Origin of the sequence: Ideonella flava (assembly GCF_051857595.1) — a bacterium.
In the GTDB taxonomy this organism is placed as follows: domain Bacteria; phylum Pseudomonadota; class Gammaproteobacteria; order Burkholderiales; family Burkholderiaceae_C; genus Ideonella.
This window is the reverse complement of record NZ_JBPZHD010000007.1, coordinates 241,222-265,973: the sequence shown is the minus strand read 5'-3', so window position 1 is coordinate 265,973 and position 24,752 is coordinate 241,222. Positions and strand designations below refer to the sequence as shown.

The window sequence follows — 24,752 nt, the reverse complement described above, 5'->3', positions numbered from 1 at the left end:
CGCGCCTGCGGGCCTTGTTTTCTGCCCTGATCCACGAGGTATAGACACATGGCTTCACCCTTCAAGAGAGCTCCGGTCGGATTGGCTTGCCTGCTGGCCGTGGCCGCCGGCACGGCCCATGCGGCGGGCGCCCAGGCGCGCTCCTACATCGTCCAGCTGACCGAACCGCCGGCAGCCACCTACCGCGGCGGCGTGCCCGGACTGCCGGGGACGCAGGTGGCCGAGGGCCAGCGCCTGCGCGCCAACGCGCCGCAGGTGCGTGCCTACGTGGCCCACCTGGACAGGCAGCAGCACGCCGTCCTGGCCCGGCTGAAGAGCCCGGCGCGTGTGCTTCACACCTACCACTACACCTTCAACGGCTTTGCCGCCGTGCTGAGCGAGGCGCAAGCCCGGCAGCTGGCCAGGACGCCTGGCGTGCTGTCGGTCCACCTGGACACCAAGCGCGAGCCGGTGACGAACCACACGCCGCATTTCCTCGGCATGGACCTGCCCGGAGGCATCTGGTCGTACGCCCGCAAGGGCACCAAGATCCTCGGCGACGACGTGATCATCGGCATGGTGGACACCGGCTTCCAGCCGGAGAACTCGTCCTTCTACGACCAGGTCGACGCCAACGGGCGCCCGGTCAAGAACGGCGGCACCCTGGCCTACGGGCCGCCCCCTTCCGGCTGGACCGGCGCCTGCATCGCGGCCCCGGGTTTCGACCCGGCAGAGGCCTGCAACAACAAGGTCATCGGCGCGCGCGCCTACGACGCTTCGTTCAAGGCCTCCGGCAACCCGCCGGCCTGGTACGAGTTCCCGGGCGCCCCGCGGGACGTGGTCGGCCACGGCAGCCACACCAGTTCCACGGCGGGCGGCAACTCGGGCGCCTACGCGCCGGTGCACGGGCAGGATGTCGGCCCCATCTCCGGCATGGCGCCGCGCGCGCGGCTGGCCGAGTACAAGGTCTGCTGGAGCTGGCTCGACAGGGACTCGCTGTCCTACCAGAACAACTGCTGGGAAGGCGACTCCGTGGCGGCGATCGACCAGGCCGTGGCCGATGGCGTCGACGTCATCAACTTCTCCATCAGCGGCTCGCAGAACGACCTGATGGACCCGGTCGAGATCGCCTTCCTGAACGCGACGGCCGCCGGCGTCTTCGTGGCGGCGGCCGCAGGCAACTCCGGCCCCGGCCAGGCAGTGGCCCACCCCAGCCCCTGGCTGACGACGGTCGCGGCATCCACCCATGACCGCTACCTGACCGCCGACGCCATCCTGGGCAACGGCGACAAGTACCACGGCGCCTCGCAGTCGCACGGCGTGCCGACCAGCACGCTGATCCTGTCCACCGACGCCATCCCCAAGGGCGGCATCGAGGAAAACGCGCGCCTGTGCAAGCTCAACTCGCTCAGCCCGGAAAAGGTCGTCGGCAAGATCGTCGTGTGCGACCGCGGCATCAACGCGCGGGTCGAGAAGAGCCAGGAGGTGCAGCGGGCCGGCGGCGTCGGCATGATCCTGCTGAACACGCCGGCCGACCTGCCCGGCGGCGGTGCCACGACGCTGAACGACGACGCGCACTACGTGCCCACGGTCCACCTGCCTTTGGCCAATCGGGATGCGGTGCGCGACTATGCCGACGGCTCCAAGCCCAAGGCCGAACTCGGTGTCGCCGCGCAGGAGCCCGGCGTCGTCGCCCCGGTGATGGCCGAGTTCTCGTCACGCGGGCCCAACATGGCCACCTCTTCGGTGATGAAGCCCGACATCAGCGCCCCGGGCGTGGCGATCGTGGCCGCGGTCGCCGCCGCCCAGCCGGACCAGGCCTACCACGACGGCATCCTCGACGGCTCCATCCTCCCCGACCCGGCGGCCGACTACCTCGACGGCACGTCGATGGCCACGCCGCACGTGGCGGGCATCGCGGCGCTGATGAAGCAGAAGCACCCCAACTACTGGGGCCCGGCCTCGATCAAGTCGGCGCTCATGACCAGCGCCGGCCTGATCAAGATGGCCGACGGCACGACGGACACCCGCTTCGTCGGCTACGGCGCGGGCCACCTGAACCCCAACGGCGCCATCGATTCGGGCCTGATCTACCAGATCGACCCGACCGACTACTGGCGCTACCTGTGCGGCGAAGGCTGGATGCGCAATGACTCGCAGACCTGCCAGACGGTCGGCTCGATGAAAGCGAGCGACCTGAACCTCGCGTCGTTCAGTGCCGACGTCCCGGGGCTGATCACCTTCAACCGCACGGTGCGCAACCTCGGCAACTCGACGGTGACCTACAACGCCACGATCCAGGTCGACGGCTTCACCGCCACGGTCAACCCGCCGAGCCTGACGCTGGAGAAGGGCCAGAAGGGCCGCTTCCAGGTCAACCTGACGGGCAATGGCGCGGCGCTGAACGAGTGGAAGCAGGGGGCGCTGGTCTGGAGCGACGGCACCCACCAGGTGCGCAGCCCGATCATGGCGAGGCTCGTCTACATGACCGGCCCGACCAACCTGGCGAGCGCAGCCAACGCCGACACGCTGCGGGTGACCTTCCAGTTCGGCTACTCCGGCGACGTGAGCTACCAGTCCGACGGCCTGTATGCCGCCACCCGGAACGACGCAGTGGTGACCAAGTCGCCCGTGCGCGATGGCGACGCCGCCTGCAAGGCCAACGCCGCAGGCACGGTGAAGTTCACCTTCAACGCGCCCGGCAACACGGCGGCGGTGCGCTTCGCCACCTACGACGCCGACACCAACGGCAAGGGCAACGACGACCTCGACATGTTCGTCTACGACGCGGGCGGCAACCTGGTGGGCTCGAGCGCCGGAGCCACCGCCGAGGAGCGCGTGACGCTGATGTCGCCCACCGCGGGCGACTACACCGCCTGCATCCACGGCTTCGCGCCGGCGGACGGCGTGAGCACGCAGTTCACGCTGTCGTCCTGGGTGCTGACCCCGGGCGGCGACGTGCCTCTGCACGTGCGCGGCATGCCCACCAGCGTCGTGCCCGGCCAGTCGGCCAAGGTCAAGCTGGGCTGGCACGGCGCGCAGGACGGCACGCGCTACCTGGGCGCGGTGCGCGTCGTACAGGGCTCCGATCCGAACACCGGCGCCACGCTGGGCGTGACGATGCTTTCGGTCGAGCCCGGCATGACGCAGGGCGTGCGCGTGCCCAGCGCGCGCAAGTCGGCGCTGTTCCGGCAGCGATAGACCCCGCGGCGCAAGCACCAAGGAGAGGGAGGTCCTGCAAGGGCCTCCCTTTCTTCTTGGCGGGTGCCATCGGGCACAATTCCGGTTCGGACACCTCTTCTCGTCCACCCCTCTTCCCCCGATCCCCCGTTTCTTGCGCAGGAGCGCCCCATGGCCTCGATCAACAAAGTCATTCTCATCGGCAACCTGGGGCGCGACCCCGAGGTGCGCTACACCCCGAGCGGGGCGGCGGTGTGCAACCTGCGCCTGGCCACCACCCGCAACTGGAAGAGCCGCGACACCGGCGAGCGCCAGGAAGAAACCGAATGGCACTCGGTCGTGCTGTACGACCGCCAGGCCGAAGTGGCCGGCGAATACCTCAAGAAGGGCCGCCCCGTCTACATCGAGGGCCGCCTGAAGACCCGCAAGTGGCAGGACAAGGACGGCAACGACCGCTACACCACCGAGATCGTGGCCGACAGCATGCAGTTGCTGGGCGGGCGCGAGGGCGGTGGCGGCGGCGGGGACGAGGGCTACAGCCGCGACAGCGAAGGCGGCGGCTCGCCGTCGAGCCGGCCGGCACCGGCGCCTCGCGCACCCGCTCCGCGCCAGGCGCCCAAGTCGAGCGCGGGCATCGACGAGATGGATGACGACATTCCGTTCTAAATGGAGCCCCCACGGCCCCTGCCGGGGCCTGCCCCCCAGGGGGCTCGCGCAGCGGACCGGCAGAGCCGGATCCGCGCACGCCCTTGAAGGGGAGCGGCGCGCAGCGCGCTCCTGAATACGCGTAGCGATGCCGCCCACCATCCCTGAGCACGAGGTCGAGTTCAGTGCGGTTCGGGCGCAGGGGCCGGGCGGGCAGAACGTGCACAAGGTGTCGAGCGCGGTTCATCTGCGCTTCGATATCCGCGCGTCGTCGCTGCCGCAGGAGGTCAAGGACCGGCTGCTGGCCTTGGCGGATCAGCGCATCACCAAGCAGGGCGTGGTCGTCATCAAGGCCCAGACCTCGCGCAGCCAGGAGCAGAACAAGGTGGAAGCCTTGGTGCGCCTGGAAGAACTGGTGGCCCAGGCCTCGCACACGGAGCGCGCACGCCGGCCCACGAAGCCAACCTACGGGTCCAAACAGCGTCGCCTGAAAAGCAAGACGTTGCGCGCCGGGATCAAGGCGGGACGGGCCCGCCCCTCCGAATAGGAATCGCCGAGCAGCTCAGCCGGCGTGGATCCACGAATGGACGGTTTCGGCCAGGTCGTCCAGGCCCTGGCGCTTGGGCGCCGAGAACAGCAGCAGGCCGACGTCGCTGGCCTCGGTGGCCAGGTCGGCGAGGCCCTCCTGGCCCGCGGCCAGCGCGGCCGCCTGCTCCTTCTTGGAAAGCTTGTCGGCCTTGGTCAGCAGCACCAGCAGCTTCACCTCGCCGGTCGTCACCCGCGGCGCGACGAACTCGAGCAGCTGCCGGTCCAGCGGCGTGAAGCCCAGGCGGCTGTCCACCAGCAACACCACGCCGGCCAGGTTGCGGCGCACCTCCAGGTAGTCGGCCATCACCTTCTGCCACCGCAGCTTGGCGGTACGCGCGACCGTGGCATAGCCATAGCCCGGCAAGTCGGCGAGATAGGCATCGGGCGCTTCCTTGGGCCCAAGTTCGAACAGGTTGACGTGCTGGGTGCGGCCGGGCGTCTTCGACGCAAAGGCGAGTTGCCTGCGCTGCGCGAGCGCGTTGATGGCGGTGGATTTGCCGGCGTTGCTGCGGCCGACGAAGGCGAACTCGGGCAGGTCGCCCTGGGGCAGCTGGTCGAGCTGGCTCGCGGTGGTGAGGAAGCGCGCGCCGTGGGCCCAGGCCAACGCGGCCTTGGCTTGCTCTGTCGCCTCAGCCTGGGGGCGGGTGGTCGAAGTCATGGAGCATTGTAAAATCCGGCGGTTTTGTTCGAACAACCCCAAGGCCTGACCCGATGAAGACCCCTGCCGCCTTCGCCATCACCGTCGCCCTGGCTGCCACGTTGGCGCTGCCTGCGTATGCCAACGAGCCGGCGGTCGCGCCGAAGGCGGATCTCGCGAAGGGTCAGGCGCTGTCCACGAGCGTGTGCGCCGCCTGCCACACCAGCGACGGCTCGCGCGGCTCGCCGGCCAACCCCATCCTGCAGGGCCAGCATCCCGAGTACCTCGCCAAGCAGCTGGCCGATTTCAAGGCCGGCAAGCGAGCCAACCCGATCATGCAGGGCATGGCCGCCCCGCTGTCGGACGCCGACATGACGAACGTCGCCGCCTTCTACGCGGGCAAGCAGGCCAAGCCCGGCTTCGCCAAGCACAAGGACACGGTCGCGCTCGGCGAGAAGATCTACCGCGGCGGGATCCCCGACAAGCATGTGCCCGCCTGCGCCGGCTGCCACAGCCCGACGGGCGCCGGCATCCCGGCCCAGTACCCGCGCCTGGGCGGCCAGCACGCCGACTACATCGCCGCCCAGCTGCAAGCCTTTCGCGACCACAAGCGCCTGAACAACGCGCCCATGCAGCAGATCTCGGCCCAGATGAACAACGAGGAGATCGCGGCCGTCTCCGACTACATCTCGGGCCTGAAGTAGGCTCCCCCGCCCCCTAGGGCTCTTGCAGCCGCCCGGCCAAGCCGGATCCGCGCAAGTCCCTTGGTTGGCGAAGCGTCCCGCGACGAGGCCGGTCCCCTGTGACCGGCCTTTTGCTTTTCGCAAAGGCACACACCGCCACCCCGGGATAATCCGCCCATGAATGCCCCGACCGAGCTCGTCGAGCCGCTGGACACGCCGGACGCCACGAACCCGCCGCGCCCCCCCGCGACCGGCCGCTGGCGCGAAGCGCTGGAGCTGCTGTCGTCCATGCGCTTCGCGATCACCCTGCTGGCGGTCATCTGCATCGCCTCGGTGATCGGCACGGTGGTGCAGCAGAACGAGCCCTTCAACAACTACGTCAACAAGTTCGGCCCGTTCTGGGCCGAGGTGTTCGGTCGCTTCCAGCTGTTCACCGTCTACTCGGCGCCGTGGTTCCTGCTGATCCTCGCCTTCCTGGTCCTGTCGACCAGCCTGTGCATCGCGCGCAATGCGCCCAAGATCGTCATCGACCTGCGCAGCTACAAGGAGCATGTGCGCGAGCAGTCGCTGGCGGCCTTCCACCACAAGGCCGAGGCGAACCTGCCGGTGGGCCGCGAGGCCGCGCTGGCCCAGGTGGCCGGCGTGCTGGGCCGCAGCGGCTGGCGCGCCCGCGCCCAGGTGCGCGAGAACGGCACGATGGTCGCGGCGCGTGCGGGCCGGGCCAGCAAGATCGGCTACCTCGCCGCGCACTCGGCCATCGTGCTCGTGTGCCTCGGCGGCCTGGCCGACGGCGACCTCATCGTGCGGCTGCAGATGCTGTTCACCGGCAAGTCGACCTTCGACGGCGGCTACCAGTTCATCAAGGACGTGCCGGCCGAGCACCGCCTGCCGGCCGGCAATCCCACCTTCCGCGGCAACCTGATGGTGCCCGAGGGTCAGCGCTCCGGCGTGGCGATGCTCAGCATGCCGCAGGGCATGGTGCTGCAGGAGCTGCCCTTCGACGTCGAGCTGAAGAAGTTCATCGTCGAGTACTACGAGACCGGCATGCCGCGGCTGTTCGCCAGCGACATCGTGATCCACGACCACGAGACCGGCGAGGCGATCCCGACCACGGTCAAGGTCAACGAGCCGGCCATCCACCGCGGCATCGCGATCTACCAGAGCAGCTTCGAGGACGGCGGCTCGCAGTTGCAGCTGAAGGCCCTGCCGCTGACCACCGGCGGCGGTGCCTTCGACCTCAAGCTGCGCGTGGGCGACAACACCACGCTCGCCAGCAGCGACGGGCAGAGCAAGCTCACGCTGGAGATGACCGGCCTGAAGGTCATCAACGTCGAGAACCTGGCCGACGCCAGCAGCAAGCCGGACGGGGCCACCGATGTCCGCAAGGTCGATCTCGCCAGCACGCTGGACAAGCACCTCGGCGCGGGCATCAACCCCGACAAGGCCAAGACGATGCGCAACGTCGGCCCCGCCATCACCTACCGTCTGCGCGATGCGGCCGGCCAGGCCCGCGAATTCCACAACTTCATGGTGCCGGTGGAGCTGGACGGGCAGCGCGTCTTCCTGGCCGGTGTGCGCGATAGCGGCAACGAGAACTTCCGCTACCTGCGCATGCCGGCCGACGAGAACGGCAGCCTGGACGGCTGGCTGCGCCTGAAGACGGCCCTGAACGACACCGCGTTGCGCGACAAGGCGACCCGCCGCTACGCCGACCAGTCCACGCCCGAAGGCCGGCCCGAGATGAACGAGCAGCTGCGCGTCACCGCATCGCGGGCTCTCACGCTCTTCGCCGGCCTGGAGAACGTGCCGGGCACCAAGCCGGGCGAGAAGCTCGGCGGCCTCAATGCGCTCAGCCAGTTCATCGAGGTCAGCGTGCCCGAGGCCGAGCGCTCGCGGGTGGCGGAGGTGATGCTGCGCATCCTCAACGGCGCGTTGTTCGACCTGAACCAGCTGGTGCGGGAACAAGCCGGCCTGAAACCGCTCGAACCGGGCCCGGCGACGGAATCCTTCATGACCCAGGCCGTGCTTTCGCTGTCGGACAGCTACTTCTACCCCGCCCCGGTGCTGCTGCAGCTGCAGGATTTCACCCCGGTGCAGGCCAGCGTGTTTCAGGTCGCCCGGGCGCCCGGCAAGACATTGGTGTACATCGGCGCCGTGCTGCTCATCCTGGGCGTGTTCTTGATGCTGTACGTGCGTGAACGGCGGCTGTGGATCTGGCTGGCCGATGGCGAGCCGCCCGGCACCACCCGTTTGCAGCTGGCCATGTCCACGCCGCGCCGCACCCTCGACATCGACGCCGAGTTCGAAACGCTTCGCCAGCAGTTGCTGGCGGGAGGCCAGACCCCATGAACACGACCACCACCACGCTGGACCTGGGGCGCCCCAGCCTCATCGGCCGGCGCTCGACGCTGGATTGGGCCTTCGCCGCGATGGTGATCGCCGGTGCCGCCTATGCCTTCCGCCGCTACGGCGCCGCGATGGACGGCTACGAGAAGGGCATCCTGCTGGGCGCCGTGCCGGCCCTCATCGCCCTGGGCTGGTTCTGGGGCGCGCTTCGGCTGCTCGCCGTGGGCGTGGGCGCCGCCAGCCTGCTGGCCATCAGCCTTTATGCAGGCAAGACGGACAGCTTCGGCGCCGACCTCGCGGCCGGCAGCCAGGTGTTCCTGCTGAAGTACCTGCTGTCCAGCCAGAGCGCGATCCTGTGGATGGGCACGCTGTTCTTCATGAGCACCCTGTTCTACTGGGGCGGGCTGTTCAGCTCCAGGGGGAGCAGCGATGCGGCAGGCCTGCGCATAGGCTCCGGCCTGGCCTGGGCCGCCGTCTTCATGGCGCTCACCGGCACCATGGTGCGCTGGTACGAGAGTCACCAGATCGGCCCGATGATCGGCCACATCCCGGTCAGCAACCTGTACGAAGTCTTCGTGCTGTTCAGCTGGCTGACGACCCTGTTCTACCTGTACTACGAGTCGCACTACAAGACCCGGACGCTGGGCCCCTTCGTGATGCTCGTCGTCAGCGCGGCGGTCGGCTTCCTGCTCTGGTACACGGTGGCACGCGAGGCGCAGGAGATCCAGCCTCTGGTGCCCGCGCTGCAGAGCTGGTGGATGAAGCTGCACGTGCCGGCCAACTTCATCGGCTACGGCACCTTCGCGCTGGCGGCCATGGTGGCGCTGGCCTGTCTGCTGAAGACCGAGAGCTCGCGCGCGCTGTGGATAGGCCTCGTCGCCGTGCCGGGCATCGTGCTGGTGCTGATGGGGCTGTACGCCCTGGCCGGCGCGCCGGACGAAGCGATGAAGGGCGCGCTCGCCAAGGGCGGCCGCCTGCTCGGCGGCACCGTCGCCTTCTTCGCGCTGATGATCGGCCTGCGCAGCCCGGTGAACGCCCGCACGCCGGCGCTCGAGCTGATGGACGACCTGATGTACAAGGCCATCGCCGTCGGCTTCGCCTTCTTCACCATCGCCACCGTGCTGGGCGCCTTCTGGGCCGCGGAGGCCTGGGGCGGCTACTGGAGCTGGGATCCGAAGGAGACCTGGGCCCTGATCGTGTGGCTCAACTACGCGGCCTGGCTGCACATGCGGCTGATGAAGGGCCTGCGCGGCGCGGCCTCGGCCTGGTGGGCGCTCGGCGGGCTGGTGGTCACGACCTTCGCCTTCCTCGGCGTGAACATGTTTCTCTCGGGCCTGCACTCGTACGGCACCTTGTGACGGTTCGAGGCCGCGGCGGAACCCGCCGCGGCCCGTAAGGTCTCACGGGTCTGGACCGACCCACGGTGGAAGGTGTCCGCCGGACACCACGCCGTATCGAGAGCTTGCATGCACCTGCTGAAGGACCGCGGTTTCATCCACCGCACGCCGTCGGAAATCACGCCCCCCGCCGTCTACCACTCGCGGCGTGAATGGATGCAGCGGGCGGCCGCGCTGGGCCTCGCGCCCTGGGCCGCCTCCGGCGCCTTCGCCCAGGCGGGCATCCCACGTCCAGGCAAGCTGGCGCCGCTGCCCGGTGCGAAGAGCGCCGTGGCCGGCGCGCTGGTGATGGACAAGCCCACCGCCTACGCCGATGTCACCAGCTACAACAACTTCTACGAGTTCGGCACCGACAAGGCCTCGCCTGCGCACTACGCCGGCACGCTGAAGACCCGTCCGTGGACGGTCAGCGTCGAGGGCGAGGTGAAGCGGCCCAAGGTCTACGACCTCGAGGAACTGCTCAAGCTCGCGCCCATGGAGGAACGCATCTACCGCCTGCGCTGCGTCGAGGGCTGGTCGATGGTCGTGCCGTGGGTGGGCTACTCGCTGGCCGAGCTGATCAAGCGCGTCGAGCCCACCGGCAACGCGAAGTTCGTGCAGTTCACCACCTTGGCGGACAAGGCCCAGATGCCCGGCCTGCGCGCCTCGGTGCTCGACTGGCCCTACACCGAGGGCCTGCGGCTGGACGAGGCCATGCACCCGTTGGCGCTGCTCGGCTTCGGCCTGTATGGCGAGGTGCTGCCCAACCAGAACGGCGCGCCGGTGCGGATGGTGCTGCCCTGGAAGTACGGCTTCAAGAGCGCCAAGTCGATCGTGAAGATCCGCTTCGTCGAGAAGCAGCCGGTGAGCAGCTGGGAGCGCGCCGGGCCGGACGAATACGGCTTCTATTCCAACGTCAACCCGCAGGTCGACCACCCGCGCTGGAGCCAGGCCACCGAGCGCCGCATCGGCGAGGGCGAAGGCGGCTTCTCCAGCCTGTTCACCAAGCGCCGCCCGACGCAGATGTTCAACGGCTACGAGGCCCAGGTCGGGCAGCTCTACGCCGGCATGGACCTCAAGAAGTATTTTTGAAGCCCCCGCGCTCCCTTCCGGTCGCTGCCCCCCGGGGGCGCTTTTGCAGCGGACCGGCAAAGCCGGCTCCGCGCAAACGACTTGGTTTGGCCACCTTCGCGAGCGACGGAACAACTGCATGAACACTCTCGGCTCGAAGACGATCAACCGCTGGCTGGCCCACCCCGCGGCCAAGCCGGTGCTGTGGACCCTGCTCGCGCTGCCGCTGGCCTCGCTGGTCTGGCGAGCCTTTCAGGACGCGCTGGGGGCCAACCCGGCCGAGGCGCTGATCCGCTCGCTGGGCGACTGGACGCTGCGGGGCCTGGTGCTCACGCTGGCCATCAGCCCCCTGCGCCAGTGGACGGGCTGGCAGCAGTTGCTGCGCCACCGGCGCGCCATCGGCGTAGCCACCTTCTTCTACGCCACCCTGCACTGGCTCGCCTACGCGTGGCTGGACCAGGGCCTGGTCTGGGACGACCTGGTGAAGGACGTCGCCAAGCGGCCCTTCATCCTGGTCGGCACGACCGCCTGGCTGCTGCTGCTGCCGCTGGCCGCGACCTCGTTCAACCGCGCCATCAAGGCCCTGGGCGCCAAGCGCTGGCAGGCCCTGCACCGCGCTGTCTACGCGATCGCGGTGCTGGCCATCCTGCACTTCTTCTGGATGCGCTCGGGCAAGCACCTGTACGGCGAGGTCGCCGTCTACGCGGCCATCATGGCGGTGCTGCTGGGCTGGCGGGTGCGCGAGCGCTGGATGAAGCGCACGACGACGCCGGCGCCTCGCCGATCGACCGCCGTCACGCCCGGTTGAGGTAGTCGAAGGTCCCCTTGTCCAGGACCTCCTGCGCGGCCGACTTCAGCCCCTTCATCGCCGCCCCGTACAGCGAGGTCGCCAGGCTGATGCGCCTGACGCCCGCCGCTTCGAGCTCGGCCACGCTGAACGACTTGCCCGGGATGCCCACCATGAAGTTGACGGGCTTCTTGAGCGCACTGCACACCGCCCTCACGGCCTCCAGCGTCGGCAGGCCGGGGGCGAAGAGCACATCGGCACCGGCCGCCTCGTAGGCCTGCAGCCGGCGAATGGTGTCGTCCAGGTCGGGGCGGCCATTCAGGAAGTTCTCGCAGCGGGCCGTGAGCGTGAAGGGCCGGCCGAGGGCACGCGCGGCTTGCACCGCCGCGCCGATGCGCTCGACCGCCTGGCCGAAGTCGTAGATCGGCTGGCCCTGCTCCTGCGTCGCATCCTCGATCGAGCCGCCCGCCAGGCCGGTCTCGGCGGCCAGCCGGATCGTCTCGGCCACGATTTCGGGCGTGTGGCCGAAGCCGTTCTCCAGGTCGGCCGACACCGGCAGCACGGTGGCGGCCACCAGTGCGCGGGCGTGGGCCAGGGCATCGTCGCGGCCGATCTGGTAGTCGGTGCGGCCCAGCGCCATGGCGGAGGCGGCGCTGGAGGTGGCCAGGGCCTCGAAGCCCATGTCGGCCAGGATGCGCGCGGAGCCGGCGTCCCAGGGGTTGGGGATGACGAAGGCGCGGTCACGCTGGTGCAGGGCGGCGAAGGCGGCGGCCTTGTCGGCCACGGATGGGCTCATCGGGATCTCCTTGCGTTGTGGATGTGAGGGGCGGATGCTGCCCCGGCACGGCCCTTCCCGCTGGCCGGAGACGGACATCCACCTGCTGCCACATGGGACACTCGGCCGCATGGCTTCCTCGCACGATCACGGCCACGGGCATGCCCATGGCCACCACGGCCACGCCCATGGCGACCCCCAGCAGGCCGGTCGCGCCTTCGCACTCGCGATCGGGCTGAACGCGGTCTTCGTAGGGATCGAATTCGGCTACGGCCTGGTGGCCAACTCCACCGCCCTGCTGGCCGATGCCGGCCACAACCTGTCGGACGTGCTGGGGCTGCTCCTGGCCTGGGGCGCAGCCGTGCTGTCTCGCCGGCCGCCCAACGAGCGCTTCACCTTCGGGCTGCGGGGCAGCTCGATCCTGGCGGCGCTCGCCAACGGCACGCTGCTGTTCGTGGCGTGCGGCGGGATTGGGTGGGAGGCCGTGCGGCGCTTCGGCTCACCGCCTGCCGTCGCGACCGACGTGGTGATGGCGGTGGCGGCCGTGGGCATCGTGGTCAACGGCGCCTCGGCCTGGCTCTTCGCCAGCGGCAGCCGGCATGACATGAACCTGCGCGGCGCCTTCCTGCACCTCGCGGCCGATGCGGCGGTGTCTCTCGGCGTGGTGGTCGGCGGCCTCGTGATGCGCCAGACCGGCTGGTACTGGGTCGACCCGGTGCTGAGCCTGGCCATCGTGATCGTCATCCTGGCAAGCACCTGGGGCCTGCTGCGGACGTCGCTGAATCTGGCGCTGGCCGCCGTGCCGCCGCACGTCGACAGCGCCGCCGTGCGCAACCACCTGCAATCCCTGCCCGGCGTGACCGACGTGCACGACCTGCACATCTGGGCCCTGTCGACCACCGAAAGCGCGCTCACGGTGCACCTGGTGATGCCGGGCGGAGCACCGGGCGACGCCTTCATCGACGAGGTGGCCGCCGAACTGGAGAGCCGCTTTTCGATCCACCACAGCACGCTGCAGATCGAGCGCGGCGAGACCCGCCACGCCTGCCGGCTGCACGCGACGAACCGGCCTGCCGCGGCCCATCAGGATCACGATCACGCCCACGGGCATGACGACGGGCACGACCATGACCATGACCACGCCCATGGTCATGCGCATCCTCCGCACGAACACCGCTAGGCTCTACACGTTCCAGCAACGTGCCAGTCCCAGACTGCGCTCCCACCCCCGCCTGGAGGACGCGTCGATGAAGCAGCCGCCCGACACCACCCAGCCGCCCTCCCCCGCCCGGCGAGAGGCCCTGGGCGCCTTCGGAGTGCTGTCCGCGGCACCGCTGATGGCTCTGGCCAGCTCGGGCGATGCCGAGGCCGCGTGGGCCGAGCAGTTCGACGCCTTCGACTACGCCGCCGCCCGGACCTGCGCCCTCATCCCGCAGGAGACCGCCGGCCCCTACCCGCTGCTGGACGTGCTGGGCGACCCCAGGATGCTCCGGCGCGACATCACCGAGGGCAAGCCGGGCGTGGCGCTGGCGCTGACGCTCAAGCTGGTCAACGTGAACGCCGCCTGCGCCCCGATCAGCAATGCCGCGGTCTACATCTGGGCCTGCGACAAGGACGGCGTCTACTCCGGCTACCAGCAGCCCGGCCACGACACCCGCGGCCAGACCTTCATGCGCGGCATCCAGCTGAGCAACGCCAACGGCGTGGTGCGCTTCGCGTCCGTCTACCCCGGCTGGTACCCGGGCCGCATCACGCACATGCACTTCCAGGTCTACCTCAACGCCAACACCGGCGGCTCCGCCAGCGCGACCTCGCAGCTGGCCTTCCCGCAGAAGGTGACCAAGGCGGTGTACGACTCGGCGCTGTATGCGGGGCGCGGTCAGAACACCTCGGTCAAGGACTTCGAGCACGACGGGGTCTTCAGCGACGGCGTGAGCCTGCAGCTGTGCAAGACCAAGGGCGCGGTCGACACCGGCTTCGCGGCCAAGCTGCTGGTGGGCGTAGCGGCTTGAATCGGCCCCTGCGCCGCCTTCGCCGCCCTACTTCAGGTGCGGCTCCAGCCAGCGCATCTGCGGCTTTTCGCGCCCGTCGGCGGCCGGCTCCAAGGACATGAAGTAGTCGCCCCACAGCGGTCCGCCGGCCCACCAGAGCCAGCCGGCCCAGACATCCGTGTTGGACTGAAGGTAGGCCAGCGCCCCTTCCACGGCCTGCTCGCAGACCGGGTTGTTGCCGCCACCGATTTCGCCGAGCACCGCCCGGCGGCCGTTCTGGCGCAGCCATTCGGTGAAGGCCTTCAGCCGCTCGACGCCGATGGTCGGGCTGACGCACTCCGGATTGGTGCCTGAACCGTCCTTGTCGAAGTACTGGTGGACTTCGTAGAGCATGCGGCCGGCCGGGTCCTTCACGCGGTTCATCACCTCGGCGTTGGGCGTGCCGTACCAGGACTGGTGCCAGGTCCAGGCGCCGGTCCAGCCGTTGCCGGGCACCGAGACGAGGTTGTCGGCACCGGTGGCGCGGATGGCATCCAGTGCCGCCTGGGCGGCCGCCGCCCAGGTCTCGGTGGGCAGGCCGTGCGGCTCGTTCACCAGGCCGAAGAGCACGCGGGGGTTGCCCTTGAACTCCAGGGCCAGGCGGCGCCAGAAGTCGGCGAATGCGGCGATGGGGACCTCCGCCGTGCCGACCGTCTTCTCGCCCGCTTGACCGCGATAGGCCGCGTAGTTGTGCGGGTCCAGCATCACCGACAGACCACGCGCGGTGGTGCCGTCGACGAACTCGCGCAGGCGAGCCAGCTCGGCGGCATCGAACTCGCCGTTCAGCGTGGGCTGCAGCCGCTCCCAGCGAAAGCCGACGCGCATGAGGTTCATGCCCTTGGCCTGGTAGTAGGCGGTGCTCGCGACGGTGGGGTAGACGAAGTCCTTGCCCAGCACGCTGCCCGGCAGGTCCTTCTCGCCCCACTCGGCGCTGGACAGGCTGATGCCCCGCCATTCGAGCGGCGGGTGGGGGCGATGGGCGGCGCATCCGGCCAGTAGCGCGGCAACCACCAGGGCGACGGAGCCTCGGCCAGCGTTTCGGTGAGTCATCGGGTCTCTTTCACTTTCGTCTGCCGCGCGGGTCAACGCAGCACCTTGTCTTTCAGGAAGGCCACCAGTTCATCGGCCATCTGCTCATGCACGTCGATGCGGGGATGAGCCCAGGAGAAGGCCTGGAAGGTGTAGGTCCAGACCTGGGCATCGCCTTCGCCATGCAGGCGCTCCACGGCGGCGGCCAGGGCCTGCGGGATCGCCGGCCGCTCCTTCCAGGCCGACATGCCACCGATGAGCAGCACCAGCTTCGCGTCGGGGTAGCGGCGCCGGAGCTGCCGCACGAAATCGAGGTAGCGCCGGGCGAAGTCGGTGGCGAAGGGCTCGCCGCGCGAGGCAGGCAGGCCGTGGTCGTTCTGGCCGAGGTTGACCAGCACCACGTCGGGCGCACGCGGGTCGCGCGGCGCCACCGGCGCATCGGGCCGCGGGGCGACGCGGTCCCACACCTGCGGCATGAGGTACTCGCCCCAGGTGCGGGTGATGCCGATGCCGCTGACGGCGATGCCCACGTAGTCGGCGCCCAGGCGCTGTGCCGTGAGCGCCCCGTAGGCGCGCGTGCCGTCGTGCGTGGACAAGTCCTCGTACTGGTCGTCGCCCAGGTCGCCGTTGCAGGCGCCGGCGGTGATGGAGTCGCCGTAGAACTCGAGCTTGAGCGGCCGCGCGGCGGGCGGCTGCAGCAGGCGGCCGTCGTCGCCGAGCAGCAGGCCGTGGAAGGTCGCCTCGGCCATGGACCCTTCGGTGCGCTTGACGATGCGCAGGCTGTGCTCGCCCGGAGGCAGCGGGTCGCGCAGGCGCCAGTCGGCCGTGCCGGTGCCGACGGCGGACAAGGCCAGCACCTGCGGGCGGCCGTCGATCTCGACCGTGAAGTGGTTGAGGCCGCCGCGCGAGGGGGTGAAACGCAGCGCGAGTCGGGTCCCGGTGAATCGGGCGCGCAGCTCGCTGCCGCTCCAGGCCAGCAGGCGTGCGCCGCCCGAGGCATTGCCACTGCGACCCGTGAATCGCCACAGGGGGTCGGTGGCCTTCACGAGCTGCCAGGTGGGCGACGGCAACGGCGCCTCTTCGCGCACGAAACCCGAAGGCTGCAGCGCCGGCGGGTAGAGCCCCGCCGCCATCACCGAGAACAGGCTCGCCGGCCGCCCGCTGCCGGCCCATTCGTCGCGCTTGACGCGAACGTGCAGCAGATGCGCGCCGGGCAGCAGGTCGCGGCCCACCACGGTGTAGTGCCAGCCGAGGTAGCCCACGCGCTCGGGCACCTGGCCGCGCAGCGTGACTGCGGGGCCGTTGTCGATCCAGGCCTCCAGGTTGCGGTACTGCGCGCTCTCGGCATGGAAGACGGCAATCTCGCGCCCCCAGACGAGGAAGGTCGCTTCGGCATCGTCCGCCTTGGTGGTCCAGCCCGGCGCCTGGCCGCCCCGCTGCTGCGCCCATTCCGGATGCACCTCGCCACCCCGCACGAAGCCGCGGTTCAGCGAAGGCTTGAGCTGGTCGCCGGCGAACTCGCGGACGAACTCGTGCGCCCGGCCGTACGCCGATGCCGGCAGGGCTCCGGCCGCCGGGCCGACAGACGTGCGAGCGGCTTCGGCGAAAGCCTCGATCACGGCCTCGGCGATCAGGTCATGGCCGCGCTGGTTGGGATGCACCGGCTCGTCGTACAGCCGGTCCCAGCGTTCGTGGCCCGCGTCGGCGCGGCGCTGCATCCAGCGGCCGAAGTCGATCGCGGTGATGCCGTAGCGCGCGGCAAGTCCGGCCTGCAGTTCCACCGCATCGCGTTCGCGGTTGCCCTGCTGCGAGAGCAGCAACGCGACCACCGCAGGCGGCTTGGGTGCGGAAAGCAGGCGCCGCAGCAAGGCCTCGTAGCTGCTGCCCCGCACCTGCGGATCGAGCCATTGGTCATTGACGCCGAACTCGACGATGACCAGGTCCGGCGCCGCATCCAGGACATGGGACTGCAGGCGCTGGACGGCCGCGGCGGAATCGGTGCCGCTGACGCCCGCGTTCACCAGGCGCACCGGCCCGCGCTGGCCCAACCGTGCAGCGACCTGGGCCGCCCATCCGCGCTCGCGCGGCGGGTTCGCGGCATAGCCCGTGGTGATCGAGCCGCCGAGCGTGGCCACCGTGATCGGCTGTCCGGCATCGAGACGCTGCAGTACCGCCTGCAGCCGCGTGTCGGCCGCTGCGGCACTCGTGGCGGCTCCCGCGATCGTGAGGGCGCTCGCCATGGCCTGTGTCCACCTCCAAAGTTGTTTCATGGCTTGGCTTCGTCGTCCTGCCACAGGCGGCGGTACAGCTCGCAGCGGCCCAGCAGTTCGTCGTGCCGGCCCTGGTCCACGACGCAGCCGGCGTCCATCACGACGAGGCGGTCGGCGTTCGCCACCGTCGACAAACGGTGCGCGATGACCAGCGTCGTCCGCTCGGCACGCCCGCGTTGCAACGCGGCAAGCACTGTGCGCTCGCTGCGGCCGTCCAGCGCGCTGGTGGGCTCGTCCAGCACCAGCAGGCGTGGCTCGCGCAACAGCGCACGGGCGAGCGCGAGACGCTGGCGTTCACCGCCCGAGAGGCGATGGCCGTGGTGGCCGAGCGGCGTGTCCAGGGCCTGCGGCAATTGCTCGACGAAGCCGGCGCAGCCGGTGTCGCGCAGCACCTCCCACAAGCGCTCGTCGCCGATCGCGCGCAGGCCGAAGGCGAGGTTGTCCCGCACCGTGCCGTCGCCCAGCAGCGCGTCCTGCGGCACCCAGGCCACTTGACGACGCCAGGCCTCGGGCGCCAGCGTCGGCAGCGGTACATGGTCGATCAGCACCCGGCCGTGCTGCGGCTCCAGCAGGCCGCAGGCCAGCATCGCCAGCGTGGTCTTGCCCGAGCCGCTGGGGCCGACGAGTGCCACGGTCTGGCCCGGCTCCAGCGCGAGCGTGACGGCCCGAACGCCGGCCGTCGCGGAGCCGGACTCGTGCACCAGGCTCACGCCTTCGAAGCGCACGCGCCCCTGCAGGGCAGGTGGCCGCTCGGTGCCGGTGGGCTGCACCGGGGCATCGCGCAGCAGCAGGTCGAGCGAGCGGATGGCCTCGACCCCGCGATGGATCTGCGGCACCAGGTTCGCGAGTCCGAGCACCGAGTTCGTCAACGTGGCGAAGAAGCCCGACAGCAGCACCACGTCGCCCAGCGTCAGCGCGAGCCAGCCGGTGGCATACAAGCCCGCCGCGGCGAACAGGCACAGCGCATTCATGCCCTGGAAGCCGACCCACGCCAGCGCGCCGAACCGTCCACCGGCCTGGTCCAGCGCAAAGCCGGTGCGCGCAGCCTCGCCGATGTGGTTGTCCATGCGCTCCAGCTGTTCCGGCTCCAGGCCGTGGGCGCGCGTGATCGGCAGCAGGCGCGTCATCTCGGCGGCGCTGTTGCCCAGGGTCTCCACCGCTTCGCGGTGCAGGCGCTGGGCCTGCCCGAGCCGCTGGCGTGTGAACCACACCAGCGCGGCGGCCAGCGGCACGGTGCACAGGAACAACCACAAGAACTGCGGCGCCCGCCACGCCGTGACCGCCAGCGCCACCGCGATGCCGCTGCCGCAGCCGAGCACGCCGTCGGCCAAGGCCATGGTGAGCAGGCCGACGGACTCCACGTCGCGCAGCAGCTTGGTCTGCAGGGCCGCGGGCGATTGCTTCCACCACCAGGGCAGCGACAGCACCAGCAGCCGCTGCGCCAAGGCCATGCGCAACGAGGCCTCGACACTGCGCACCGCCTGGCTGACCAGACGCACGTACAAGCGGTGGTTCGGCAGGTTCTGCGCGATGAGCAGCGCCGCGCCCAGCGCCCAGGCCGCCAGCTCCGCGGGCGACGCATGGGCCGCCAGCATGTCGACGATGAAGCCGGTGATCACCGGCAGCAGCACGGCCGGGCTGTGCTTGACGAGGTAGACGAGCGCCGCGGCCACCAGCCGCGCCCGCTGCCCCGCGAACAAGCGGGCGTAAATGCGCAGCGCGGCGAAGGTGGAGTCGGCCGGCGCGGCGAAGGCCGCGAGCGTCGCGTTCATCGGGACTGCAGCCGCTCCATCATCTCGAGGCCGGCCCGCACGTGGTGGTAGGGGCACTCCCACGGGCCGGCCTTGGGCACGGCGTCGATCACGCGGCCTTCGGCGTCCAGCGTCTTGAACCAGTCGCCGCCCACCGGGTCGACGTGGTGGCGCTCTATGTATTGCCAGGCGTTCCAGGCGGCACGGGCATGGCGCGGGTCGCCGCCGTGTTGCCACGCATCCCAGAAGCCGACCACCGCCTCGGCCTGGCACCACCAGTGGCGACGGTCGTCGGTGACGCGGCCATCGAACTGGCCTTCGCCCAGCACGCTGCCGTCCGCGGCCACGCCGCGTTCGAGCACCGCATCGGCCGCCCGAAGCGCGAGGTGGCGGGTGCGCAGCAGCAGCCTGTCATCGCCCAGCAGCTCGGCGGCCCGCACGAGCAGCCACGCGGTCTCGATGTCGTGGCCGTAGGAGACCTGCGGCGTGAGGCATTGCCAGTCACGCGAGAAGAACAGGCCGAAGCAGCGCTGGGCCGGCAGCCAAAGCACGTCGAGGAACAGCTCCAGGATCTCGCGCAGCCGCAGGGCGATACGCCGGGAGCGATGGTGGCGATGCAGCTCTGTGAGCGCCTCCAGCACGTGCAGCATCGTGTTCATCGACTTCGGCGCGCGCGGCTCCTTGTCCGACAGGCGCGTGTCGCCCAGCACCGCCCACTCGCGTGAACAGCCCTCCCAGCAGCCGCCGTCGAACGGGTCGAAGACGTGGGCGTGGAGCAGTTCGAACAGCTGCAGCGCCCGGTCCAGCGCCGGCGTGATCTCGCCGGGCTCGGCGCCCTGCGCCGCATGGCAGGCGGTGAAGGCGTAGATCGCGAAGGCCTGGGCGTAGGTCTGCTTGTGGTCGGCGACGGTGAGCCCGTTCGCATCCACCGACCAGAACACCCCGCCGTGCACTGCATCCGTCTGCGGGCCGGTGACCCACTTCCAGGCGCGTCGCATGGCCTGTTCGCGGGCGGCGTCGGGCGCGAACCGTGCCTGGGCGCTGGCGAAGGTCCAGAGCAACCGGGTCGCGAGCACCGCACTGCGCGGCACGTCACGCGCGACCCCATCGTTGCCGCGGCTGCCGAGCAGCCGACCGTCGGCGTCGAAGATCGCGCGTTGCCACCAGGGCAGGATGTTGCCGGTGAGCTCGCTGCGCAGGCGGGCGGACCAGGCCGAGGCGAAGGACGGGTCGCCGAAGAAGGAAGCATCCGCGGACAGCACGCTCGTTTGCACGGTCATCCCTTGGTGGCGCCGGCGGTCAGGCCGTCGACGAACTGGCGCTGCAGCAGCAGGAAGGCGATCACGGCCGGCAGCGAGGCCAGCAGCGAGCCGGCCATCAGCACCGCCGCGCTCTGCGGCGAGAAGGTGAGGTTGCCGGCCATCTTGCCGAGCTCCAGCGGAAGCGTCATGTACTGCGCGTCATTGACGACCAGCAGGGGCCAGAGGAAGTTGTTCCACTCGCCGATCGCCACCGGGATGCCGATGGCGGCCAGCGCGGGCCGCAGCAGCGGCAGCACCACGCTCCACCAGGTGCGCAGCGTGCCGGCGCCGTCCATGAGCGCGGCGTCGACCAGCTCGTCGGGGATCGACAGGATGATCTGGCGGAAATAGAAGACGACGAAGGCCTTGGCCAGGCCCGGCACCAGCAGCGCCGCGTAGCTGTTGATCCACCCGAGCTGCGCCACCGTGACGAAGTTCGGCACGATCGTCACCTCCCACGGCACCATCATGCTGAGCAGCAGCAGGTTGAACAGCGCGCGGCTGCCGGGGAAGGGCCGCTTGGTCAGCACGAAGGCGACGAACGAGGCCGCCAGCAGGCTCACCGCAGTGACGAACAGCGTGACGAGCAGGCTGTTGGCATAGAAGCGGGCGAAGCCCCAGCCGTCGACGTTGACCTGGAAGACGCCGGGCTGCCGCTCGGGGTCGGCCGTGCTGCCGGCCCAGTCGGGGTTGTGGAAGTTCTTCAGCGTGGGCTGCTGGACCCAGAAGGTCGGCGGCTTGCGGATCAGCTCGGGCGGGGTCTTGAAGGCACCCGTGAGCATCCAGTAGTACGGCAGCAGCATGCTGGCGACCAACAGCCACAAGGGCAGGCGGGCGAGGCGCAGCCAGCGACTGCCGATCTCGTTCGGCAGTGAGCTCATTTACGCACCTCCGACCCGCCGCCAATCCGCATGTTGAGCCAGGTCAGCCCGAACAGGATGGTGGTCAGCACCCACGCCGCCGCCGAGGCGAGGCCCAGGTCCAGCTGGCGGAAGCCGTAGTCGAAGAGGTAGGTCACCAGCATCAGCGCCGAGTCCAGCGGGCCGCCGATGTTGTCCACCGTGCCGAACATCAGGTAGGGCTCGTAGAAGACCTGGAACGACGCGATCATCCCGGTGACCAGCACGTACAGCAGCGTCGGCCGCAGCATGGGCAAGGTCACGTGCCACAGGCGCTGCCAGTGCGTGGCGCCGTCGAGCGTGGCAGCCTCGTACAAGTGGCGCGGGATGGCGCGCATGCCGGCCACGAACAGCACCATGTTGTAGCCCACCACCGACCACACGCCGATCATCACCAGGATCACCATGCTCCACACCGGATCGCCGAGGAAGCGCGCCGGCTCCAGGCCGAACCAGGCCCGCACGCTGTTGAAAAGGCCGTAGGACTCGGAGTTGGCCATCCACTTCCAGGCCGAGATCGCGCCCACGCCGCCGGCCACCGAGGGCAGCAGGAAGGCCAGGCGCACGCACTGGTGCAGGCGCGACTGGCTGCCGAAGGACAGCGCCAGCACCAGGCCCAGCACCACCGCGATCACCGACACCGAGACCATGTAGGTGAAGGTGTTGCGAAGGGCCTGCCAGAAGCGCTCGTCGCCGAAGAGATCGGCGTAGTTGCGCGTGCCCACCCACACCGGCGCGGCGGTGGCGTGGTACTCGGTGAAGCTCAGCCACGCCGAGCGCAGCACCGGCCAGGCGACGAAGAGGGCGAACAGCGCGAAGAAGGGGGCGACGAGCAGCAGGTCGGCCCCGTGGCGGGCCCAGGTGCGGCGCAGCGAGGCGAGCGTCATCGGGGAAGGGAGCGCGTAAGAGGTCGGTTGAGCAGGGCGGCCGCGCGGGTCAACTCGGCCTGGGGGTCGGCACCGGCCAGCACCACCCGCTGCACCGCGCGGGTCAGCGCGTAGTCCAGCCGCATCCACCCGGGGCAGTTGGGCGGGCCTTCGGCGTCCTGCAGCTGCGCCAGCATGGCCTGCTTGCGGTCGGCTGGCATGGGCAGCGTGGCGATCTGGTCCTGCCGGCCCGCGGGCAGCCACATCAGCCCCAGGCCCGGCGCCGCCTCGACCATCTGCCTCGCCACCTCGGGCCGGTAGACGGTGCGCATGAAATCCAGCGCCAGCTCGATGTGCGGCGAGAAGGTGGTGACGCCGAGCGCCGTGCCACCGAGCAGCGCGGTGCGTCGACCCGACTCGCCGGCGGGCAGGGGCGCAGCGGCCCACTTGCCGGCCAGCGACTGGTGCAGCACGTCGAGCTGCGTCAGCTGCCAGGTGCCGGACTGGATCAGCGGGTAGGTGCCGTTTTCCAGGCCGCCGTCGGCATCCGGCCAGGAATCGGTCGGGGCCTGCAGGCGGCCGTAGAGGGAGGCGTAGAACTGCAGCGCGCGCACGGCCTGGGGGCTGTCGACCAGCGAGCGGCTGCATGTCGCGTCGTAGATCGCGCCCCCGGCCTGGAGGAGATAAGGGTAGTAGCCCACCCAGCTGGTGTTGCCCCACTGCTGGGCGAAGCCTCGCGTGCCCCTGGCGCGCAGCGACTCGATGGCGGACACGAACTCGCCCCAGGTGGCGGGTGCCTTCGGCAGCAGGTCCGTCCGGTAGAACTGCAGCTGCACGTGCATGTCGAACGGTGCCGCGTAGAGGGTGCCGTCGGGCCGGCGCACCGCCCGCATCGCGCCGGGGTTGGCGTACTGCTGAAGCAGGCGCACGAGATCCGGCGCGCGCTGGCCGAGATCCACCAGGGCGCCCTTGGTGCCCAGGTCGATGGCGTAGGTGGTGCTGCCGGTGATGAGGTCCGGCCCGCGGCGGCTGGCGAGCGCGGCCGAGTACTTGGTCATCGCGTCGGCCCAGGGCACGTCGCGCACCTCGACCTCGACGCCCGGATGCTCGGCCTTGAACACCTGCACGGCCGACTGGATCAGGCGTGGCGTCTTGTCGTCGCCCACCATCCAGAGGACCAGCCGCCGCGCCTCGGCGGCGTGCGCGGCGGGCACCGCTGAAGCGATCAGCAAGGCGAGCGCAAGGCGGACAAGGGCGGTTCCCAACGCAGAGGACAGCATCTCAGTTGTTTAGTAAACGACAAGATTATCGGCAGCCCATGAAAGTGCACAAGTCCCCTGGCCGGGGAGATTGGCTAGCGTTATCCCTGAGTGACGGTCGTTAAACAGCAAAACAAACTACGCAACAACGAAACTGTTTAGCTCTCCGGTGTTCCGGAGCGGAGCCTGAACGTGGCCGACCTGGCACTGCAGAACATCGAGAAGACCTACGGCGCCGGCAGCGTGCGGGTGCTTCATGGCATAGACCTGTCGGTGCGCGACGGCGAATTCATGGTCTTCGTCGGACCTTCCGGCTGCGGCAAGTCCACCACGCTTCGCCTCATTGCCGGCCTGGAGGACATCAGCGGCGGCAGGCTCAGCATTGGCGGCCGTGTCGTCAACGACGTTCCCGCGGCGCAGCGCGGCGTGGCGATGGTCTTCCAGAGCTATGCGCTGTACCCGCACATGACGGTGCGCGAGAACCTCGGCTTCGCCCTCAAGCTGGCGCGCATGCCCCGCGGACGCATCGAAGAGGCGGTGACGCGTGTCTCGCGCATCCTGCAGCTCGATGCCCTGCTCGACCGCAAGCCGGGCGCTCTGTCCGGCGGGCAGCGCCAGCGCGTGGCCATAGGGCGGGCCATCGTGCGGCAGCCCGAGGTGTTCCTCTTCGACGAGCCGCTGTCCAACCTCGATGCCGCGCTGCGAGTGCAGATGCGCACGGAGCTGGCACGCCTGCATCGCGAGCTGGGCACGACCATGGTCTACGTCACCCACGACCAGGTCGAGGCGATGACGCTGGGCCAGCGCATCGCCGTCTTCAACCACGGCCGCATAGAGCAGTGCGGCGAGCCGCTGGCGCTGTACGAACGACCGGCCAACCGCTTCGTCGCCGGCTTCATCGGCAACCCGGCCATGAACTTCGTGCGGGCACGAGCCACCGGCCCCGGGACGGTCGAGCTGGCCGACACCCCTCTCGAGGTGCCGCACACCGGTGGCGACATGCCCGCCGAGCTGATGGTCGGCATCCGCCCCGAGCACATCACGCTGGCGCCCGTGGGCCACGGCATTGCCGCCCGTGTCGACCTGGTCGAGCACCTGGGCAACGAGCAGATCGTGCACCTGCTGCTGCCTGGCGAGGAGCGCCTGGTCGCACGCATCACCGCCGACGGGCCACAGCCGCGCCCGGGCGAAGCCGTGGGCCTGTGCTGGCCCGCGGATCGCATGCACCTGTTCCGTGCCGACGAGGCGGGAACGCGCCTGAACTGACTTCCACCCCATCC

The 24,752-nt window shown here is 70.0% G+C and carries 20 protein-coding genes; 11 read left to right on the top strand and 9 right to left on the bottom strand.

Going from position 1 to position 24,752, the window contains the following annotated elements; translation table 11 throughout:
- The first annotated feature begins 48 nt into the window (after positions 1-48).
- The 3 genes from ACS5PM_RS17025 (at position 49) to arfB (ending at position 4,351) form a co-directional block, all read left to right on the top strand.
- On the top strand, positions 49-3,180 hold the full coding sequence (locus ACS5PM_RS17025; protein ID WP_439388849.1) for a S8 family serine peptidase: 3,132 nt from the start codon (positions 49-51) through the stop codon (positions 3,178-3,180).
- Between the two features lie 150 nt (positions 3,181-3,330).
- Complete coding sequence (locus tag ACS5PM_RS17020; protein ID WP_439388848.1) at positions 3,331-3,825, top strand: single-stranded DNA-binding protein; 495 nt, start codon at positions 3,331-3,333, stop codon at positions 3,823-3,825.
- Positions 3,826-3,952: 127 nt separating this feature from the next.
- Positions 3,953-4,351: an alternative ribosome rescue aminoacyl-tRNA hydrolase ArfB gene (arfB, locus tag ACS5PM_RS17015; protein ID WP_439388847.1), complete on the top strand. Its 399-nt coding sequence runs from the start codon at positions 3,953-3,955 to the stop codon at positions 4,349-4,351.
- A 15-nt stretch (positions 4,352-4,366) separates the two neighbouring features.
- Here arfB and yihA read toward each other — a convergent pair whose 3' ends face one another.
- Complete coding sequence (gene yihA / locus ACS5PM_RS17010) at positions 4,367-5,050, bottom strand: ribosome biogenesis GTP-binding protein YihA/YsxC (RefSeq protein ID WP_439388846.1); 684 nt, start codon at positions 5,048-5,050, stop codon at positions 4,367-4,369.
- 53 nt (positions 5,051-5,103) lie between these two features.
- On the opposite strand from yihA, the gene ACS5PM_RS17005 reads away from it, so the two are divergent.
- From ACS5PM_RS17005 to msrQ, 5 genes are all read left to right on the top strand, one after another.
- Positions 5,104-5,733 carry a c-type cytochrome gene (locus tag ACS5PM_RS17005; protein ID WP_439388845.1) on the top strand — a complete coding sequence of 210 codons (630 nt, stop codon included), beginning with the start codon at positions 5,104-5,106 and terminating at the stop codon, positions 5,731-5,733.
- 267 nt (positions 5,734-6,000) lie between these two features.
- Complete coding sequence (locus ACS5PM_RS17000; protein WP_439389018.1) at positions 6,001-8,061, top strand: cytochrome c biogenesis protein ResB; 2,061 nt, start codon at positions 6,001-6,003, stop codon at positions 8,059-8,061.
- Positions 8,058-9,416 carry a c-type cytochrome biogenesis protein CcsB gene (gene ccsB, locus ACS5PM_RS16995; protein ID WP_439388844.1) on the top strand — a complete coding sequence of 453 codons (1,359 nt, stop codon included), beginning with the start codon at positions 8,058-8,060 and terminating at the stop codon, positions 9,414-9,416. The genes ACS5PM_RS17000 and ccsB overlap by 4 nt, the downstream gene beginning before the upstream one ends.
- 108 nt (positions 9,417-9,524) lie before the next feature.
- Entirely contained in the window at positions 9,525-10,526 is a 1,002-nt protein-coding gene (gene msrP, locus ACS5PM_RS16990; protein WP_439388843.1) for a protein-methionine-sulfoxide reductase catalytic subunit MsrP, read from the top strand.
- Between the two features lie 118 nt (positions 10,527-10,644).
- Positions 10,645-11,313, top strand: coding sequence for a protein-methionine-sulfoxide reductase heme-binding subunit MsrQ (msrQ, locus tag ACS5PM_RS16985; protein WP_439388842.1), 669 nt, complete (start codon positions 10,645-10,647; stop codon positions 11,311-11,313).
- On the opposite strand, the gene ACS5PM_RS16980 is transcribed toward msrQ, so the two are convergent.
- On the bottom strand, positions 11,300-12,088 hold the full coding sequence (locus tag ACS5PM_RS16980; protein ID WP_439388841.1) for an isocitrate lyase/PEP mutase family protein: 789 nt from the start codon (positions 12,086-12,088) through the stop codon (positions 11,300-11,302). The genes msrQ and ACS5PM_RS16980 overlap by 14 nt on opposite strands.
- A gap of 109 nt (positions 12,089-12,197) precedes the next feature.
- Between ACS5PM_RS16980 and ACS5PM_RS16975 the strand changes: the two genes are divergently transcribed.
- On the top strand, positions 12,198-13,247 hold the full coding sequence (locus ACS5PM_RS16975; RefSeq protein WP_439388840.1) for a cation diffusion facilitator family transporter: 1,050 nt from the start codon (positions 12,198-12,200) through the stop codon (positions 13,245-13,247).
- 67 nt (positions 13,248-13,314) lie between these two features.
- On the top strand, positions 13,315-14,079 hold the full coding sequence (locus ACS5PM_RS16970) for an intradiol ring-cleavage dioxygenase (protein ID WP_439388839.1): 765 nt from the start codon (positions 13,315-13,317) through the stop codon (positions 14,077-14,079).
- Between the two features lie 27 nt (positions 14,080-14,106).
- Here the strand turns inward: ACS5PM_RS16970 and ACS5PM_RS16965 are convergent, their stop codons facing one another.
- Genes ACS5PM_RS16965 through ACS5PM_RS16935 form a run of 7 tightly spaced genes read right to left on the bottom strand, consistent with a single transcriptional unit; the run spans position 14,107 to position 23,445 of the window.
- Positions 14,107-15,147: a glycoside hydrolase family 5 protein gene (locus tag ACS5PM_RS16965; RefSeq protein WP_439388838.1), complete on the bottom strand. Its 1,041-nt coding sequence runs from the start codon at positions 15,145-15,147 to the stop codon at positions 14,107-14,109.
- A gap of 32 nt (positions 15,148-15,179) precedes the next feature.
- Positions 15,180-17,396 carry a GDSL-type esterase/lipase family protein gene (locus ACS5PM_RS16960; RefSeq protein ID WP_439388837.1) on the bottom strand — a complete coding sequence of 739 codons (2,217 nt, stop codon included), beginning with the start codon at positions 17,394-17,396 and terminating at the stop codon, positions 15,180-15,182.
- Positions 17,393-19,168, bottom strand: a complete 1,776-nt coding sequence (locus ACS5PM_RS16955; protein WP_439388836.1) for an ABC transporter ATP-binding protein — start codon at positions 19,166-19,168, stop codon at positions 17,393-17,395. The genes ACS5PM_RS16960 and ACS5PM_RS16955 overlap by 4 nt, the downstream gene beginning before the upstream one ends.
- On the bottom strand, positions 19,165-20,421 hold the full coding sequence (locus tag ACS5PM_RS16950; RefSeq protein ID WP_439388835.1) for an AGE family epimerase/isomerase: 1,257 nt from the start codon (positions 20,419-20,421) through the stop codon (positions 19,165-19,167). Before ACS5PM_RS16950 ends, ACS5PM_RS16955 begins: the two co-directional genes overlap by 4 nt.
- A gap of 2 nt (positions 20,422-20,423) precedes the next feature.
- Positions 20,424-21,329: a carbohydrate ABC transporter permease gene (locus ACS5PM_RS16945; RefSeq protein WP_439388834.1), complete on the bottom strand. Its 906-nt coding sequence runs from the start codon at positions 21,327-21,329 to the stop codon at positions 20,424-20,426.
- The gene (locus ACS5PM_RS16940; protein ID WP_439388833.1) at positions 21,326-22,234 is read right to left on the bottom strand and encodes a carbohydrate ABC transporter permease; all 909 of its coding nucleotides are present in this window, start codon (positions 22,232-22,234) and stop codon (positions 21,326-21,328) included. The genes ACS5PM_RS16945 and ACS5PM_RS16940 overlap by 4 nt, the downstream gene beginning before the upstream one ends.
- Entirely contained in the window at positions 22,231-23,445 is a 1,215-nt protein-coding gene (locus ACS5PM_RS16935; RefSeq protein ID WP_439388832.1) for an extracellular solute-binding protein, read from the bottom strand. Before ACS5PM_RS16935 ends, ACS5PM_RS16940 begins: the two co-directional genes overlap by 4 nt.
- A 219-nt stretch (positions 23,446-23,664) precedes the next feature.
- Here ACS5PM_RS16935 and ACS5PM_RS16930 point away from each other — a divergent pair, with 219 nt between their 5' ends.
- Complete coding sequence (locus ACS5PM_RS16930) at positions 23,665-24,738, top strand: ABC transporter ATP-binding protein (RefSeq protein ID WP_439388831.1); 1,074 nt, start codon at positions 23,665-23,667, stop codon at positions 24,736-24,738.
- Positions 24,739-24,752 lie beyond the last annotated feature (14 nt).